Consider the following 14,681-nt stretch of genomic DNA (forward strand, 5'->3'; position numbering starts at 1 on the left):
ATCCTAGCCGCTGGTGCCCAAAACGCCGCCGCGGCCGTCGTCCTCCGGCAGGTCTCCGCCGGCCGGATTCGGGTCCACGATCACCGCCGCATGGCTTTCTTCTTCCTGCTGGCCGTTGGCGGCAGCTTCACGCTCCCGCCGCGAGACAACCGGCGGGATGTCGTGGACCGGCCGGGTCTCCTTGGACAGCCACACGTCGCGCAGGTCGCGGCGACGCAGATCATGGAAAATTTCGGCGATCTCGCGCTGGTTCAGCGTTTCGCGCTCCAGCAAGGCCAGGGCCAGCCGGTCCAGCACGTCGCGGTTCTCGGTCAGGATCGCGTAGGCCTCGTCGTGGGCGTCGTCGATCAGCCGGCGAACTTCCTCGTCCACCACGAACGCCACGTGGTCGGAGTAGTTGCGTTCATGCGACATGTCACGTCCCAGGAACGGCTCGCCGCCGCCTTGGCCCAGCTTCACGGCACCCACGCGTTCGCTCATGCCGTACTGCGTGACCATCTGCCGCGCGGTGCCGGTGGCCTTCTCAATGTCGTTCGAGGCGCCGGTGGACGGATCGTGGAAGACGATCTCCTCGGCCACCCGGCCGCCCATGGCATAAGCCAACTGGTCCAGCAGCTCGTTGCGGGTGACGGAGTACTTGTCATCCTCCGGCACCACCATGGTGTAGCCCAGGGCCCGGCCGCGGGGCAGGATGGTGACCTTGGTGACCGGGGCGGAGTAGCGCAGCGCGGCCGCGACCAGCGCGTGGCCGCCTTCGTGGTACGCGGTGATCTTGCGCTCGTGCTCCTTCATCACGCGCGAGCGCTTCTGCGGGCCGGCCATCACCCGGTCGATGGCTTCGTCCAGTGCCCGGTCGTCGATCAGCTGGGCGTTGGAGCGAGCGGTCAGCAGCGCTGCTTCGTTGAGCACGTTGGCCAGGTCGGCGCCGGTGAATCCGGGCGCACGCTTGGCCAGCGACCGCAGGTCCACGCCGGGGGCCATCGGCTTGCCGGCCGCGTGCACCTGCAGGATCTGGTGGCGGCCTTCCAGGTCCGGGGCCTCCACGGAGATCTGCCGGTCGAAGCGGCCCGGGCGCAGCAGCGCCGGGTCCAGCACGTCGGGACGGTTGGTGGCGGCAATCAGGATGACGTTTGTCTTGACGTCGAAGCCGTCCATCTCCACCAGCAACTGGTTCAGCGTCTGCTCGCGTTCGTCGTTGCCGCCGCCCACGCCTGCGCCGCGGTGCCGGCCCACGGCGTCGATCTCGTCCACGAAGATGATGGCCGGCGCGTTGGCCTTGGCCTGCTCAAACAAGTCACGGACACGGGAGGCACCGACGCCCACGAACATCTCCACAAAGTCCGAACCGGAGATGGAGAAGAACGGTGCGCCGGCCTCGCCGGCCACGGCGCGGGCCAGCAGGGTCTTGCCGGTACCGGGAGGACCGTAGAGCAGCACGCCCTTGGGGATCTTGGCCCCCACGGCCTGGAATTTGGCCGGTTCGGAGAGGAACTCCTTGATCTCGTGCAGTTCCTCCACCGCCTCGTCCGCGCCGGCGACGTCGGCAAAGGTCACCTGGGGCATGTCCTTGGAGATCAGCTTGGCCTTGGACTTGCCGAACTGCATGACCTTGGAGCCGCCGCCCTGCATGCGCGAGAGCAGGAACCAGAAGATCAGGCCGATGATCAGGATGGGCAGGATCAGGCTGATGAAGCTCATGAACCAGTTGTTCTCCACCGGCTGGTCGGTGAAGTTGTCCACGCCGGAGGCGTTGATCGCGTCCACGATGTCCGGTCCGCGGTCGCGGCTGTAGAAGAAGGTGACCGATTTGCCCTTGTTGGCGCCGTCGATGACCAGATCGTCCCGCAGCGTCAGGTCGACGCTTTGCGCGCCGTCGTTAATCCGGGCTTGTTCCGCCTTCTTGTCCTGCAGCAGCGAAAGTCCCACGCTGGTATCGACCCGCGATGACTGCGGCCCGGCCAGGTTGGGTACGGCGATCAGGAGGATGACCAAGACCAGGACAATCCAGATGATTGGTCCCTTGAAAAGGTTCTTCAATTTCATGCGACTTGGGGGCTTGCGCCCGTCCCTCCTGCTTGTCCGCGCGTGATGGCAGCCCGGTGGGCTACTACAGCTATACACCGTCCGTCTTCATTCACGCTCGGCGGAGCCGATTAGTTCCCTCTCGGCGTAGCGTGGTGTTCGGAAGACGGCGCAGCGGTTATTCGTAAATGTGCGGCGCCAGCGTGCCGATGAAGTCCAGGTTGCGGTAACGCTCGGCGTAGTCCAGCCCGTAGCCCACGACGAATTCGTTGGGGATCTCGTAGCCGACGTACTTGACGTCGATCTCCACCTTGGCTGCATCTGGTTTGCGCAGCAGTGTGCAGATTTCCACACTGGCCGGACCGCGGGAAATCAGGTTGGTCTTCAGCCAGGACAGCGTCAGGCCGGAGTCTATGATGTCCTCCACGATGAGCACATGCTTGCCCATCAGGTCCGTCTCCAGGTCCTTCAAGATCCGCACTACGCCCGAGGACTGGGTGCCGGAGCCGTAGGAGGAGACAGCCATCCAGTCCATCTTAACGTGGCTGTGCAGGGCACGCGCCAGGTCTGCCATGACCATCACCGCGCCTTTGAGGACGCCGACGATCAGCAGATCGCGTCCTTCATAATCCTTATCGATTTGGGCAGCCAGCTCGGTAATGCGCTGCTGGATCTGCTCCTTGGTGTAGAGGACGTGCTTGAGGTCTGCCTGGACGTCGTTGGAATCCACCACTTGCTCCCGGGTCTAGCGGTCTGACTGACCGGGGCTGCGGCCAGTTGTTCTCAACACAAGATTGCCATAGCCGGTGCCATCTTGGGGAACCGTATTGGCAGCAGTCCGCCGGTAGACGCTGACGAATCCGGCCAACTGCACGGGACCGGCGGAACCTTGGCGGCGGAGCAGCGTTTCGGCCGCCTGCAGCCGTTCGTAGCTGGGATTCTCCCCACCCAATTCGGCGGCCGCCAAGGCGATCACGCGGTGCTTCATGGCGGCCGGAAGCCGTTCCATGCCGTCCCGCTGCAACTCCACTCCGTCCGGCGTCACCAGCCGCACCCGGCGGTATTCTTCGGCCGCCTGCGTCTGCAGGTATTCCGCGTCCGCGGCCAGGATCTGGGCCGAACGCCACAGTGCCTCCGCCACGCCGGGTCCCATTTCGTCCTCCAGGAACGGCATCACCCGGGTCCGGATCCGCGAGCGCATGAAGCGCGGATCCGTGTTGCTGGGGTCGTGCCAGGGCTGCAGTCCGGCCACGGCGCAGACTTCTTCGGTGTCCCGCCGGCGCAGCGCCAGGAACGGACGCAGGTACTGGCCACGCTTCACCGGCATGCCGGCCAGTGAGCGGGTGCCGGAACCGCGCCCGAGGCCCAGCAGCACCTGTTCGGCCTGGTCGTCCAGGGTGTGCCCCAGCAGTACTGCCGCCGCCCCGAGTTCCGCCGCCGCAGCATCCAGGGCTGCGTAGCGTGCCGTCCGCGCCGCGGCCTCCGGCCCCATCCCGGCGGATTCCACGCTCACGCGGCGCACCTGCACCGGCGCCAGGCCCAGCGATTCCAGCTGCAGCCGTGCCCCCTCGGCCACCTCGGCACTGCCAGCCTGCAATCCATGGTCGACGACGACGGCTCCCACCCGGTAGGGACGGACGCCGTTGCGCGCGGGCCGGTTGAAGAATTCCGCGGTGATGGCCAAGGCCAGCGAATCCGGCCCGCCGCTGCAGGCCACCAGCAACAGCGGGGCGTCGACGGAGTCCGCGGTGGCAGGCGCCGGCCCAAACTCTTCCAATGCCTGGCGCAGCTGGTGCCGGACGGCCCCCACCCGCGGGTGGAGCCGGGGCTTGCGCCGGTCCGCTGCCACACCGCTCATGCGCGGCTGAGGTCCATGCGGCTGATCCACAGGTCGGGATGGTGGATCTCTTCTTCGGTGGGCAGGTTTTCCGGGCGCTCCCACACCGCGTTAAAGCCTTCCATGCCGATTTGCCGGGTCACGGCACGGACGAACTTGGCACCGTCGGAGTATTGCCGTGCCTTGGCGTCCAGCCCCATCAGCCTGCGGATCCAGTTCTCCAGCGCGCTGCGGCTCTGGCCGCGGGCGTTGAATCGCTGGCGGATGGTCTTCACGGACGGAACAATCGAGGAGTCCACCGCGTCCATCACCACGTTGGCGTGGCCCTCCAGCAGGCTCATCACGGCCGTCAGGTGCGAGAACACCGCCTTCTCCTCCGGGCCCTGGATCAGTTCCAGGATGGAACCCTTGAGCGAAGAACCCGGCCCTGCGCCGTCGTCCTTGCCGCTGTCCCTGGTTGCGGCAACGGCGGCCTTGACGGCCTGCTGCAGCCGGTCGCCCAAGGTGTCCGCTTTTTCCACCAGTGACGACGAGAGTTCGCCGATCTGCTCCATCATGTGGTCGCGCAGCCAAGGCGCCGCAGCGAACTGCACCCGGTGCGTCTGCTCGTGCAGGCACACCCACATCCTGAAGTCGGACGGCACCACATTCAGTTCGCGTTCCACCGTCACGATGTTCGGCGCCACCAGCATCAACCGGCCGGCCGCGGGGCCGCCGGGCAGCAGCGAGCAGAACGGGTCGTACTGGCCCAGCACCTTGCTGGACAAGAAGGAGAGGATGGCGCCCATCTGGGTGCCGGTGACCGCGCTGCCAACGGCCGTGGTGGCGCTCTTGAGCTGGTCCGGGCGCTTCTCGGCGAGCGCGGTGAGGGCCGGGGCCAGCATGACTTCGAAGCTGCGGGCGTTGGCCTTTGACCAGGCCGCGCGGTCGATAATCAGCACCTCGGAATCGCGGAGGTCGCGGGCGGCATCCAGGCCGGTGATGCGGTGCACGTGGTCCACCGATTCCTCGGCAAGCCGCCGCAACTCTTCCACTGCGCCGCGGATTTCCGTGCCCTTCATCTTTGGGCCGGCAGGGGTCAGTTTTGCTGCGGTGGAGGCGGCCAGTTCCCAGTTGACCAGACGTGGGGGCGGGCCAGAGGAGGCGCCGGTTTCACTGGGGGCGGGTGTGCTGCTGTCCATGCGTCCCATCAGATCACATCACCGCCAAGCCGGTCACTACCGGCCCTTTCCCGGATCGGTGCCCGGTCAGCGGCAACCGCAGCCGGCCAGCACGCTGGCGGCCCGGTCGGCGGCCGTGCGGGCGGCGTCGATCGATCCGTTCAGCCCATTGGCCACAAAGGCGAAAACCAGGAGCCGTCCGTCCCTGCTGGCCACGTAGCCGCTGAGCGATGTGACCGAGTTCAGTGTGCCGGTCTTGGCGCGGACCAGGCCGGCGCCGCCTTTGTTGGCGTCCAGATACCGTCCGGACAGGGTGCCGGAGAGGCCGGCGATCGGCAGCGAACCGATTCCTGCCCGCAGGTCCGCATCCTGGGCAGTGGCGATCAAGGAAACCGCCGCGGCCAGCTGGGCGGGGCTGACCCGGTTCTTCATCGAGAGCCCGCTGGCATCGGCCAGCACCATGCCCTCCACCGGAATGCCCAGCCGTTCGGCCGCCTCCCGCACGGTCTCGGTGCCGCCGCCGAAGGAGCCTGGCTTTCCCATTGCTACGGCCGTGTTGCGTGCCAGGACCTCGGCGACGTAGTTGTCCGAGTGCTGCATCATGTAGGCCACCTGGTCGGCGACGGGGGCGGACTGCACCTCTGCCAGCACGGTCCCGTCCGCCGGTGCCGCATCGCGACCCAGCTTGGCCGCCACGGTCAGATCCTTGCCGGCTACCGCGCGGGCCAGCGCATCCCGGAAAGCGGCCCCGGCCGAACCGGCCGCATCGGCCACCAGGTCGCCGCCGCCGTCGGCCTGGGTGCGTCCGGCGTACAGTGCCAGCGGATAGACCGGCGCGATTTCTCCGTTCTGGACGTCGCCCGGATCCCAGGCGGCGCTGATGGTCGGCCCGGAGTAAAGCGAATCATCCACCACCACGGTCAGCTTTCCGGTGTACCCACTGGCGGTTAATTTCCCGGCGGCCTGGGCGGCGAGCGTTGCCAGCCCGGCTTCACCCCAGACTTCGCCGGGCCGTGATTCCCCGGCTCCCAGCAAAGAGTCGCCGCCGCCGACCAGGTACAGCACCCCCGGGTTGCTGCCGCGCTTGACCGCAGTGGTGAGCCGCCGGTCCGCTCCAAGCGATTCCAGCGCGGCGACGGCGGTGAGTGTTTTCAAGTTCGACGCCGGAATCACCGGGTCGGCGGCGGCCTTGTTGTACAGCACCTCGCCGCTGGTCGCATCGGTGACCGTCCCGGTAAAGCTGCCGGCGCCGTCGTACGCCAAAGCCTTGTCCAGCGCGGGCTTCAGCAGGGCCGGATCGGGCAGCGGCGCCGTGCCGCTCGGTCCGGCCGCCGGCGGATCCAGTTCGGTGGGCGGCAACTGCGCCGCCGGCGTGCTGATCACCGGCTCCGGCTGAGGCCACTCGATGGCCTGCGCCAGATTGAACCCAACCGGCACTGCCAGCGCGGCGAACACCACGGCCAGCAGCCCTGAGGTGAGCGCACGGAAGCCACGCCCCATGCTGCCCCTCCTGCGGATTGTGATTGTTGCTTGACGCCCGGCTCAACCCCGATGCCGGGGCGCGAAGGCAGGACCGATATCGTTAAGGGTAGTCGGCGGCGGCAACGGTTGTGCACCGGCGGCGCCGAAGCCAAAAGTCTGAACGTCCCCAGGAGCGAAGCCATGCAGCATGACGTCACCATCGAGATCCCCAAGGGATCCCGGGTCAAGTACGAAATCGACCACGAAACCCACCGCCTCCGCCTGGACCGGGTGCTGTTCACCTCCATGCAGTACCCCACCCACTACGGCTACTTCGAGGACACGCTGGGCGAAGACGGCGATCCCCTGGACGCCATGGTCATGCTGCAGGACTTTGACCTGCTGCCGGGTGTGCTGGTTGAGTCCCGCCCCATCGCCGTCTTCAACATGACCGACGACGGCGGCGGCGACGCCAAGGTGCTGTGCGTTCCGGCCGACAAGCGCTTCGACCACATCCAGGAGCTCTCCGATGTCCCGGAGTTCCTGGTCAAGGAGATCGAGCATTTCTTCACCCGCTACAAGGACCTGGAGCCGGGCAAGTGGGTCAAGGCCGAGGGCTGGGCCGACCGCGCCGCTGCCGAAGCCGAGCTGGAAGCCTCGATCAAGCGCTATGCCGCGCAGGGCGAGGACTCGGCCGACGACGAGCCGCAGGGCCGCGACGTCTAGCTGACAACGACGGCGGTCCGGGCCTTGCAGGTCCGGGCCGCCTGCCGTTGCTGCCCAGCTGGTGCGCAGCGGACACGCCACCAACCGAAATCGGTTGTTCCCGACGTGGTGGAGGCAATACTGGTGCCATGTATGTGCTCACCATCAACCAGCGCGACTCCCGCGAGGTGGGCGACCTGGTGCCCGAGCTGATCAAGTCGCTGCGCCACCTGCCGGCGGCCATCCCCTTCCAGCGCTCCGTCGGCGACGAGGCCATCGGGGCGGTCGAGGAAGCATCGACGGCAATCGACGCGGCGCTGATCGCGCTGCGCAGCCGGCGCTGGCATGTGGGACTAGGCGTAGGTGAACTGCGGCTGCCGCTTCCGTCGGAGATGAAGGACGCCGAAGGGTACGGGCTGGTCTACGCGCGCCGCGCCGTGAACCGCGCGCAGAAAACCGGCGAACGCGTCCCGCTGGCCGTCGCCGGCCCCGACTCGGACGTCGCAGCCGAAACAGAAGCCGTGCTGCGGCTGCTCGGCCAGATCGTCGCCACCCGAACCGACGCGGAGTGGAAAGTCCTGGACCTGATGACGCCGGGGGCGCGTGGCCAGCAAAAGTTCATTGCCGAGGAGTTGGGCATTACCAGCCAGGCCGTGAGCAAGGCGGTGGTCCGGTCGCACTGGGTGGAGGAATGGGCCTGCCGTCCGGCAGCAGCGCGGCTGCTGGACCTGGTCTACGGGCCCCGCTCGCTGCCGGCAGCCGCGCTGCCCTACTGACGGGCGTGCACTGCAACAGATCTGCTGCGTTTAGACTCCGTGGGAGGATGCCGCCGACTTCCCGTCAGTGGCGTGGAACAAAGGAGTGCACAAATGGTCCCTGAAATCAACGTCTGGGCGGTCATCGTGGCCACCATTTCGACCATGATCGTCGGGTTCATCTGGTACACGCCGAAGGTCTTCGGCAACTACTGGATGAAGGTCGCCAAGGTGAGTCCCGGTGAAAGCAAGAACGCCGTGCGCCCGATCATCATCACCGTCATTGTCAGCTTCATCAGTGCCTGGGTGCTGGCGGGCTCGGCTGCCATTGCGCAGGACTTCTATGGCGGCAACTTCCTCTGGAACACCGTGCTGACCGCCGTGATTCTCTGGGCCGGCTTTACCGCAGCCCGGTTCGTCACCCATGACGCCTTCGAGGGACGGCCGGTCGGGCTCACCGTGCTGAACATCGTGCACGAACTGGTCACGTTCCTCGTCATGGCCCTGATTATCGGCCTCTTCGGGATCAGCGCAGCCTGACCTGCCGGTGAGAACCAGCGAGCCCCGGGCGCGGCGGCAGCCGGGGCTCGGGCTGGCCTGGATGGTTTAGTCCAGCAGGCTGCGCAGGATGCGCGCGGCGCCGTCTTCTTCCACCGTGCCGGTGACTTCGTGGGCGACGGCGATGACCTCTTCGGGCGCCTGTCCCATGGCCACACCGCGGGCTGCCCAGTCCAACATTTCAATGTCGTTGCGCCCGTCGCCCATCGCGACGGTGTGCGACGGCTCGATGTCCAGCTTCCGGCGCAGCGACTCCAGGGCACTGGCCTTGGTCACACCGTTGGCCGCGATGTCCAACCAGGCCGTCCAGCCGACTGAGTAAGTCACTCCCTTGAGCCCGGCGGTGTCGATGGCTGCCTTGAACTCTTCCGGAGTGTTCTCGGCGCTGGATACCACGACGCGCACGGCGGTGGATTCCAGCAGTGTTTCGAAGTCCACGCCCTTGGCTTCGATGCCAAAGCTGGCGTCCTGGAAGCGTTCGGTGGCCAGGAAGTTGCCTTCCTCGTCTTCCAGCGCGAACTTGGCGGTGGGCAGTTTCGACCGCATCACCCGCAGCGCGGGGCCGGGGTTGAACGTCACCCGGTCCTCCACCTCGTAGCCGTTGTCCAGCGAGGTGTCGATCCGCAGTGTGACGCCGCCGTTCGAGCAGACCGCGTACCCCTTGGTCAGGCCGATCAGCTCGATGATCGGCAGCGTTGCATTCAGCGACCGCCCGGTGGAGACGACCACTTCGTGGCCGGCGTCGACGACGGCGCGGGCCGCTTCGCGCACCGCATCGCTCATGTGGCCGTCGTGGTTGACCAAGGTGCCATCCACGTCCAAGGCCACCAGCTTGCGGGCCCCGTTCTCGACGAAATTGTCCCGCCTGGCCGCGCTGGACTGATCTGTCTTGTTTTCTGCTGCTATCCGCTGGTCGTCGATGCCAGCGTGAGCCTTATCAGCTGTAGTTGTCATCCATATAGTGAAGCATGAGATAGCTACGGACCGGTAGGGAGTTTTCTACCGGCGAATGACAGGCAGGTGAACGGATGGGAGACTGCAACGCGCAGCAGAGGCCCGGAGACAGGCTCCGGGAGCGGGTTTCAGCCGAGGACCGGCAGCACCTCCATGCCGCCCAGATAGGGCTGCAGGGCGGCCGGCACGTTCACTGAGCCATCGGCGTTCTGGTGGTGTTCCAAGATGGCCACGATCCAGCGCGTGGTGGCCAGGGTTCCGTTCAGCGTGGCGACCGCCCGGGTGCCCTTCCGCTCCCCCTCTGCCGAGACCTGGCGTTCGCGGATGTTCAGCCGGCGGGCCTGGAAGGTGGTGCAGTTGGAGGTGGAGGTCAATTCCCGGTAGGCCTGCTGGGTGGGCACCCAGGCTTCGCAGTCGAACTTGCGGGCCGCGCTCATGCCGAGATCTCCGGCGGCGGTATCGATCACCCGGTAGGGCAGTTCCACCTTCGCCAGCATTTCCTCTTCCCAGGCCAGCAGCCGTGCGTGCTCGTCGGCGGCTTCCTCGACCGGGCAGTAGATGAACATTTCCAGCTTGTTGAACTGGTGCACCCGAATGATGCCCCGGGTGTCCTTGCCGGCGGCACCGGCCTCCCGGCGGTAGCAGGAGCTCCATCCGGCATAGCGGGTCGGGCCGGCGGAGAGGTCAAGGATCTCGTCCGCGTGGTAGCCCGCCAACGCCACCTCCGAAGTACCCGTCAGGTACAGGTTGTCGCGCTCGAGGCGGTAGATCTCGTCGTCGTGCTCCACATCAAAGCCGGTGCCCTGCATCGTTTCCGGGCGGACCAGCGTGGGGGTGATCATCGGGATGAAGCCATTGGACACCGCCTGGTCCAGCGCCATGTTCATCAGCGCGATCTCCAGCCGGGCGCCCACCCCCTTGAGGAAGTAGAAGCGCGAGCCGGAGACCTTGGCCCCGCGCTCCATGTCGATGGCGCCGATCAATTCGCCGATGGCCAGATGGTCCCTGGGCTCGAAGCCGTCCGGTCCGAAATCACGGGGCTTGCCCACAGTCTTGACCACGTTGAAGTCGTCCTCGCCGCCGGCGGGAACACCTTCCTCGATCAGGTTGGGGATGCTGCGCAGCAGCGACTCCTGCTGGTTGTGGGCGGCATCCGATGCCGCCTGCGCCTCCTTGACCGATGCCGCCAACTCCTTGACCTGCGCCAGCAGTGCAGCCTTTTCCTCGCCCTTGGCCTGCGCCACCTTCTTGCCGAAGACATTCTGTTCGGCGCGCAGTCCCTCATACCGGTTGATCGCTTCACGGCGAGCCACGTCGGCGGCGATGACGGCATCGACGACGGACTCGTCGGCGCCCCGGGCGCGCTGCGAGGCACGGAAGATCTCTGGGTTGGCGCGAAGTTCGTTTACATCGATCACTTGCTAAGGGTACCGAAAAAGACGTTGCGCCCTCGATCTGCGGCGCCCGGCACCGGCAACTGTCCCGCAGGCTGCTTCGAGCCGGCGCTGGATATCCTAGGAGCACCATGCCTGCCGAATGGACACTCGCCCTCACCGTAGCCGCAGCGGCTGCCGCCTTGGTGGCGATGTGGCGGGGTGTCCGCCGGACCTCGCGGCGCCGCACGGAGGCAGCGCCCGTCGATCCGGTGCCGCCCCCTGCCTTGCCCGACCAGCGCGTGGTGTTCATCCTGAACCCGGTGAAGAACGGCGCGGCCGAGGCCCGCGTCCAGGTGGAAGCTGCCTGCGCAGCGGTCGGCTGGAGTCCTCCGCTGGTCTTGGAAACCACTCTGGACGACCCGGGCCATGGCCAGGCCAGGCGCGCTCTGGAGGAGGGCGCCGACGTCGTCATTGCCGGCGGCGGGGACGGCACCATCCGAGTGGTTGCCTCGGAATTGTCCGGCACCCAGGTGCCGATGGGAGTGCTGCCGCTTGGCACTGGCAACCTGCTGGCACGGAACCTGGGCCTTGAGCCTGGTGCCCTGCAGGCCAATATCAACGTCGCGCTGCACGGTGTCATCCGCGTGATCGATACTGCGGACATCACGCTGGAGAACGAGGCCACCGGAGCCCGCGTCCGGGACAGTTTCCTGGTGATCGCCGGCATCGGGGTGGATGCCGATGTGCTGGCCGACACCCGGGACGACCTCAAACGCCGGTTCGGCTGGGTGGCCTACTCCGAGGCCGGTGTCCGCCACCTTGCCGGGCGCCGCAAGCGGGTCATGGTCAGCATCGACGGTGGCCCGGCCCAACCGCGCAGGGTACGCAGCATCCTGCTGGCCAACTGCGGGAGATTGCCGGCGGGGATCGATTTCATACCCACCGCGGAAATCGACGACGGCGAACTGGACATCGTGGTGCTCAGCCCGCGCAGCGTGGTCGGCTGGCTCTGGATTGCCGCCAAGACCCTGGTGCGACACAGCGCACCGATTCCGGTGATCGAATACCATCGCGGCCGCACGGTTCGGATCACCGCGCACGAGCAGATGGGCACCCAGCTCGACGGCGACCACTCGGGGCCGGTCACGTCGCTGACCGTTGAGGTCAGGCCGCGGTCATTGGCCGTGCGCACTGAGTCGGTCCCGGCAGCCGACAGCGCCCGCTCCGCAACGTAGGACGGGGGCAGCCGCTGCCGGTGCCGGGTGATGGCAGGGAGTTTAGGTGTCGTCTCCGCCGGCGTTGAGCGGATCGTCACTGGCGTCACCCTGGTCGGTGTCGTGCAGCTCCTCGCCCGGAATGTCGATCGCCTGTTCGTCGGCTTCCAACGCCGGGAGGTCCGCGTCCGGCTGCTGCAGGTCTTCCTCGGCCGGAATCGGGAATTCACCGGCTGCCTGCTGATTGATCAACTGCTGCTCCTCGGCGAAGCGCAGGTCGTTTCCTTGGTCTCCGATGTCCCCCACGCGGCTTTCGCTGGAGGTCTGGGTCAGCGCCTCCTCCGGTGTCGGCTCGCCGTCGTGGTACTGGTCCCTATCGTTCTGCTGTGTCATGCTGCTCCGATCTTTGATCCCGAGGCCGGTTTTCCTCAGCATACTGACCATAACAACCCGGCGGATAGCCCGCCGCCGGCGATCAGCGGGCCTGCAGCAGTTTCCTGACCCAGCCATCGGCCTTTAGGAACGCTTCGTCCTGGTTGCTGCGCGGGACCGTGAGGCCGCGGCGGTCGGCCCGCGGATAGGAGCCAAGAAACCTCAGGCCTGGACTAAGCCGGTGCAACCCGCGCACCGCGTCGGCCACGCGCTCCTCGGCCAGATGCCCTTCCGCGTCCAGACTGAAAAAATAGTCGCCCAGAAACTGTCCGGTTGGCCGCGACTCGATCCGGCTCAGGTTCACGCCCCGGCTGGATAGCTGTTCCAGGATCGCGACCAGCGCCCCCGGATGGTCCTGCGGCAGCGGAACCACCAGGGTGGTTTTGTCCGCTCCGGTCGGCACCGGGAGGGCGCCCGGCCGACTGACCAGTATGAAACGGGTGACGGCGTCGGGAATGTCGCCGATGTCATCGGCAAGCACCTGCAGGCCTCGCTGCCGGGCCACCAGCGGCGAGCAGATCGCGGCCTGATGGCCGGCGCCCGGGTCCAGCAGCCCCACTCCCGCCGCCGCTGTCGAGGACGCAGGGAGATATTCCGCTTGCGGAATGTTTGCGCTGCACCACGTTCGGCACTGGGCCCAGGCATGCGGATGGGTTGAGACTACGGAGATCGCGTGGCGCTCCGTCCCGGGACGGACGGCCAACACAAACCGGATGGGCACCAACTGTTCGCCGATGATCTGGAGCGGCTCACCGCCGGCTATCGCGTCCAGCGTGGCGCTGACTCCGCCCTCGACCGAATTTTCGATCGGAACCATCGCTGCGCCGGCTTCGCCCGAGCGGACCGCATCCAGGGCGGCTTCGACATTGGCTGCCGGAATCCGGCGCACGTCTTCGGCCCCGGGGACCTGGAGGAGGGCAGCTTCGGTGAAAGTGCCCTCCGGCCCCAGGAAGGTATAGACGCTGGTCATTACTGGACCCGGGGCTCCTGCCCGTTCTCCGACACGATGGGCTTGCCCGCATCCAGCCAGGCACCCATGCCGCCGTGGATGTTCACCGCTGAATATCCGTTACCGTTCAGCCACTCCGTGGCCCGGAAGGAGCGGCCGCCGCTGCGGCACACCACATGCAGGTCCACATCCGGGTCCAGCTCCTCCAGCCGAAGGGGTAACTCGTTGAGCGGGATGTGCACCGCGCCGGCGATGTGCCCGGCTTCCCATTCATAGTCCTCGCGCACGTCCAGAATGGTGGCGTCGCCGCCTACACTGTTGACGTCCACGTTCTCGACATCGCTCATGGCAACCTCCGCAATGCGCGGCAGCCACTGCCGCCGCTGATGATTTCTTTAGCACGCGCCCCGGCAATTCGGCCGCATCACAAGCCTATAGTGGGATCGTCCGCTGCACCTTAATGAGACAGGGGTATCCATGGCCGCCGACCAGCCGACCATCCTGGCCACGTCCGGCGGAATCAAAGCCGGGGTCCGCAGCCGGATGGCGTTCAACCATCTGGTGCACCACGCCGTCGACCTGTCAGGGGCAACCGGGCGGGCGCCGCGGTTGACGCACGTGGGCACGGCAGGTGGCGACCAGCGCTGGTTCCAGGCCGAACTGGACGAGGCGGCCCGGACGGCCGGCTACAACCTGAGCCACCTCAACCTGTTCACCATGCCGAACGTGCCCGACATCGAGGAGCACCTGCTCGGCCAGGACGTGGTGTGGGTGGGCGGCGGTTCAGTGGCCAATCTGCTGGCCGTGTGGCGGGTCCACGGACTGGATTCCATCTTCCAGCGGGTGTGGCACGCCGGCGTGGTTCTGGCAGGCGTCTCCGCAGGCTCCATCTGCTGGTTCCGCGGCGGTACCACCGACTCCTTCGGCCCGGACCTGCGGCCGGTCACCAACGGTCTGGCGTTGCTGCCCTATGACAACGGCGTCCACTACGACTCCGAGCCACAACGCCGGCCGCTGGTGCACCGGCTGGTGGCAGACGGGATCCTGGGCGAAACCCATTGCACCGACGACGGCGTGGGACTGGTCTACCACGGCATCGAATTGACGGAGGCAGTCAGCGAGACCGAAGGCAAACTGGCCTACCGGGTGACCGCCCAGGCCGGCGACGGGCCGGAAGCCATCGCGGTGGAGGAACCGATCGACGCCCGTTTCCTCGGCTGAACCGGCCGGGTTGCACACAGCACGCCATAACAGGATT

The 14,681-nt window shown here is 66.9% G+C and carries 15 protein-coding genes; 5 read left to right on the top strand and 10 right to left on the bottom strand.

Annotated features, from left to right (window positions below; translation table 11 throughout):
• Window positions 1–3: 3 nt before the first annotated feature.
• The 5 genes from ftsH to dacB all read right to left on the bottom strand — a co-directional run bounded on the left by ftsH (window position 4) and on the right by dacB (window position 6,519).
• The gene (gene ftsH, locus AC5RW2_RS18690; RefSeq protein WP_493951798.1) at window positions 4–2,043 is read right to left on the bottom strand and encodes an ATP-dependent zinc metalloprotease FtsH; all 2,040 of its coding nucleotides are present in this window, start codon (window positions 2,041–2,043) and stop codon (window positions 4–6) included.
• 157 nt (window positions 2,044–2,200) lie between these two features.
• On the bottom strand, window positions 2,201–2,752 hold the full coding sequence (hpt, locus tag AC5RW2_RS18695; RefSeq protein ID WP_136785597.1) for a hypoxanthine phosphoribosyltransferase: 552 nt from the start codon (window positions 2,750–2,752) through the stop codon (window positions 2,201–2,203).
• Window positions 2,753–2,767: 15 nt separating this feature from the next.
• Window positions 2,768–3,880, bottom strand: a complete 1,113-nt coding sequence (tilS, locus tag AC5RW2_RS18700) for a tRNA lysidine(34) synthetase TilS (RefSeq protein ID WP_493963565.1) — start codon at window positions 3,878–3,880, stop codon at window positions 2,768–2,770.
• Window positions 3,877–5,049, bottom strand: coding sequence for a zinc-dependent metalloprotease (locus AC5RW2_RS18705; protein WP_493963566.1), 1,173 nt, complete (start codon window positions 5,047–5,049; stop codon window positions 3,877–3,879). The genes tilS and AC5RW2_RS18705 overlap by 4 nt, the downstream gene beginning before the upstream one ends.
• Before the next feature lie 57 nt (window positions 5,050–5,106).
• A complete protein-coding gene (dacB, locus tag AC5RW2_RS18710) occupies window positions 5,107–6,519 on the bottom strand; it encodes a D-alanyl-D-alanine carboxypeptidase/D-alanyl-D-alanine endopeptidase (protein ID WP_493963567.1) in 1,413 nt (470 codons plus the stop codon).
• Between the two features lie 162 nt (window positions 6,520–6,681).
• On the opposite strand from dacB, the gene AC5RW2_RS18715 reads away from it, so the two are divergent.
• From AC5RW2_RS18715 to AC5RW2_RS18725, 3 genes are all read left to right on the top strand, one after another.
• Complete coding sequence (locus AC5RW2_RS18715; RefSeq protein WP_493963568.1) at window positions 6,682–7,206, top strand: inorganic diphosphatase; 525 nt, start codon at window positions 6,682–6,684, stop codon at window positions 7,204–7,206.
• A 128-nt stretch (window positions 7,207–7,334) separates the two neighbouring features.
• Complete coding sequence (locus tag AC5RW2_RS18720) at window positions 7,335–7,961, top strand: hypothetical protein (RefSeq protein WP_493963569.1); 627 nt, start codon at window positions 7,335–7,337, stop codon at window positions 7,959–7,961.
• Window positions 7,962–8,054: 93 nt separating this feature from the next.
• Complete coding sequence (locus tag AC5RW2_RS18725; RefSeq protein WP_493963570.1) at window positions 8,055–8,480, top strand: DUF1761 domain-containing protein; 426 nt, start codon at window positions 8,055–8,057, stop codon at window positions 8,478–8,480.
• A gap of 66 nt (window positions 8,481–8,546) precedes the next feature.
• Here the strand turns inward: AC5RW2_RS18725 and AC5RW2_RS18730 are convergent, their stop codons facing one another.
• Together AC5RW2_RS18730 and serS are read right to left on the bottom strand one after the other, a co-directional pair.
• Window positions 8,547–9,452 (bottom strand): HAD family hydrolase, encoded by a 906-nt coding sequence (locus tag AC5RW2_RS18730; RefSeq protein WP_493951791.1) that lies wholly within the window; start codon window positions 9,450–9,452, stop codon window positions 8,547–8,549.
• A gap of 128 nt (window positions 9,453–9,580) precedes the next feature.
• Entirely contained in the window at window positions 9,581–10,870 is a 1,290-nt protein-coding gene (serS, locus tag AC5RW2_RS18735) for a serine--tRNA ligase (RefSeq protein ID WP_493963571.1), read from the bottom strand.
• 107 nt (window positions 10,871–10,977) lie between these two features.
• On the opposite strand from serS, the gene AC5RW2_RS18740 reads away from it, so the two are divergent.
• Window positions 10,978–12,063, top strand: coding sequence for a diacylglycerol/lipid kinase family protein (locus AC5RW2_RS18740; protein WP_493963572.1), 1,086 nt, complete (start codon window positions 10,978–10,980; stop codon window positions 12,061–12,063).
• Window positions 12,064–12,105: 42 nt separating this feature from the next.
• Here AC5RW2_RS18740 and AC5RW2_RS18745 read toward each other — a convergent pair whose 3' ends face one another.
• The 3 genes from AC5RW2_RS18745 to AC5RW2_RS18755 all read right to left on the bottom strand — a co-directional run bounded on the left by AC5RW2_RS18745 (window position 12,106) and on the right by AC5RW2_RS18755 (window position 13,770).
• Entirely contained in the window at window positions 12,106–12,435 is a 330-nt protein-coding gene (locus AC5RW2_RS18745) for a hypothetical protein (protein WP_493951788.1), read from the bottom strand.
• An 82-nt stretch (window positions 12,436–12,517) separates the two neighbouring features.
• Window positions 12,518–13,444: a prephenate dehydratase gene (gene pheA, locus AC5RW2_RS18750; protein ID WP_493951787.1), complete on the bottom strand. Its 927-nt coding sequence runs from the start codon at window positions 13,442–13,444 to the stop codon at window positions 12,518–12,520.
• The gene (locus AC5RW2_RS18755; protein WP_493940158.1) at window positions 13,444–13,770 is read right to left on the bottom strand and encodes a rhodanese-like domain-containing protein; all 327 of its coding nucleotides are present in this window, start codon (window positions 13,768–13,770) and stop codon (window positions 13,444–13,446) included. The genes pheA and AC5RW2_RS18755 overlap by 1 nt, the downstream gene beginning before the upstream one ends.
• A 130-nt stretch (window positions 13,771–13,900) precedes the next feature.
• Here AC5RW2_RS18755 and AC5RW2_RS18760 point away from each other — a divergent pair, with 130 nt between their 5' ends.
• The gene (locus AC5RW2_RS18760; protein WP_493963573.1) at window positions 13,901–14,644 is read left to right on the top strand and encodes a Type 1 glutamine amidotransferase-like domain-containing protein; all 744 of its coding nucleotides are present in this window, start codon (window positions 13,901–13,903) and stop codon (window positions 14,642–14,644) included.
• The last annotated feature ends 37 nt before the right edge of the window (window positions 14,645–14,681 follow it).

Source organism: Arthrobacter sp. B0316-1-20 (assembly GCF_059091865.1).

Bases quoted from the DNA above. Each gene is read 5' to 3' on its own strand.
- ftsH (WP_493951798.1), bottom strand. From the start codon at position 2,043: ATGAAATTGAAGAACCTTTTCAAGGGACCAATCATCTGGATTGTCCTG.
- tilS (WP_493963565.1), bottom strand. From the start codon at position 3,880: ATGAGCGGTGTGGCAGCGGACCGGCGCAAGCCCCGGCTCCACCCGCGG.
- AC5RW2_RS18705 (WP_493963566.1), bottom strand. From the start codon at position 5,049: ATGGGACGCATGGACAGCAGCACACCCGCCCCCAGTGAAACCGGCGCC.
- dacB (WP_493963567.1), bottom strand. From the start codon at position 6,519: ATGGGGCGTGGCTTCCGTGCGCTCACCTCAGGGCTGCTGGCCGTGGTG.
- AC5RW2_RS18715 (WP_493963568.1), top strand. From the start codon at position 6,682: ATGCAGCATGACGTCACCATCGAGATCCCCAAGGGATCCCGGGTCAAG.
- AC5RW2_RS18720 (WP_493963569.1), top strand. From the start codon at position 7,335: ATGTATGTGCTCACCATCAACCAGCGCGACTCCCGCGAGGTGGGCGAC.
- AC5RW2_RS18725 (WP_493963570.1), top strand. From the start codon at position 8,055: ATGGTCCCTGAAATCAACGTCTGGGCGGTCATCGTGGCCACCATTTCG.
- AC5RW2_RS18730 (WP_493951791.1), bottom strand. From the start codon at position 9,452: ATGACAACTACAGCTGATAAGGCTCACGCTGGCATCGACGACCAGCGG.
- AC5RW2_RS18740 (WP_493963572.1), top strand. From the start codon at position 10,978: ATGCCTGCCGAATGGACACTCGCCCTCACCGTAGCCGCAGCGGCTGCC.
- AC5RW2_RS18745 (WP_493951788.1), bottom strand. From the start codon at position 12,435: ATGACACAGCAGAACGATAGGGACCAGTACCACGACGGCGAGCCGACA.
- pheA (WP_493951787.1), bottom strand. From the start codon at position 13,444: ATGACCAGCGTCTATACCTTCCTGGGGCCGGAGGGCACTTTCACCGAA.
- AC5RW2_RS18755 (WP_493940158.1), bottom strand. From the start codon at position 13,770: ATGAGCGATGTCGAGAACGTGGACGTCAACAGTGTAGGCGGCGACGCC.
- AC5RW2_RS18760 (WP_493963573.1), top strand. From the start codon at position 13,901: ATGGCCGCCGACCAGCCGACCATCCTGGCCACGTCCGGCGGAATCAAA.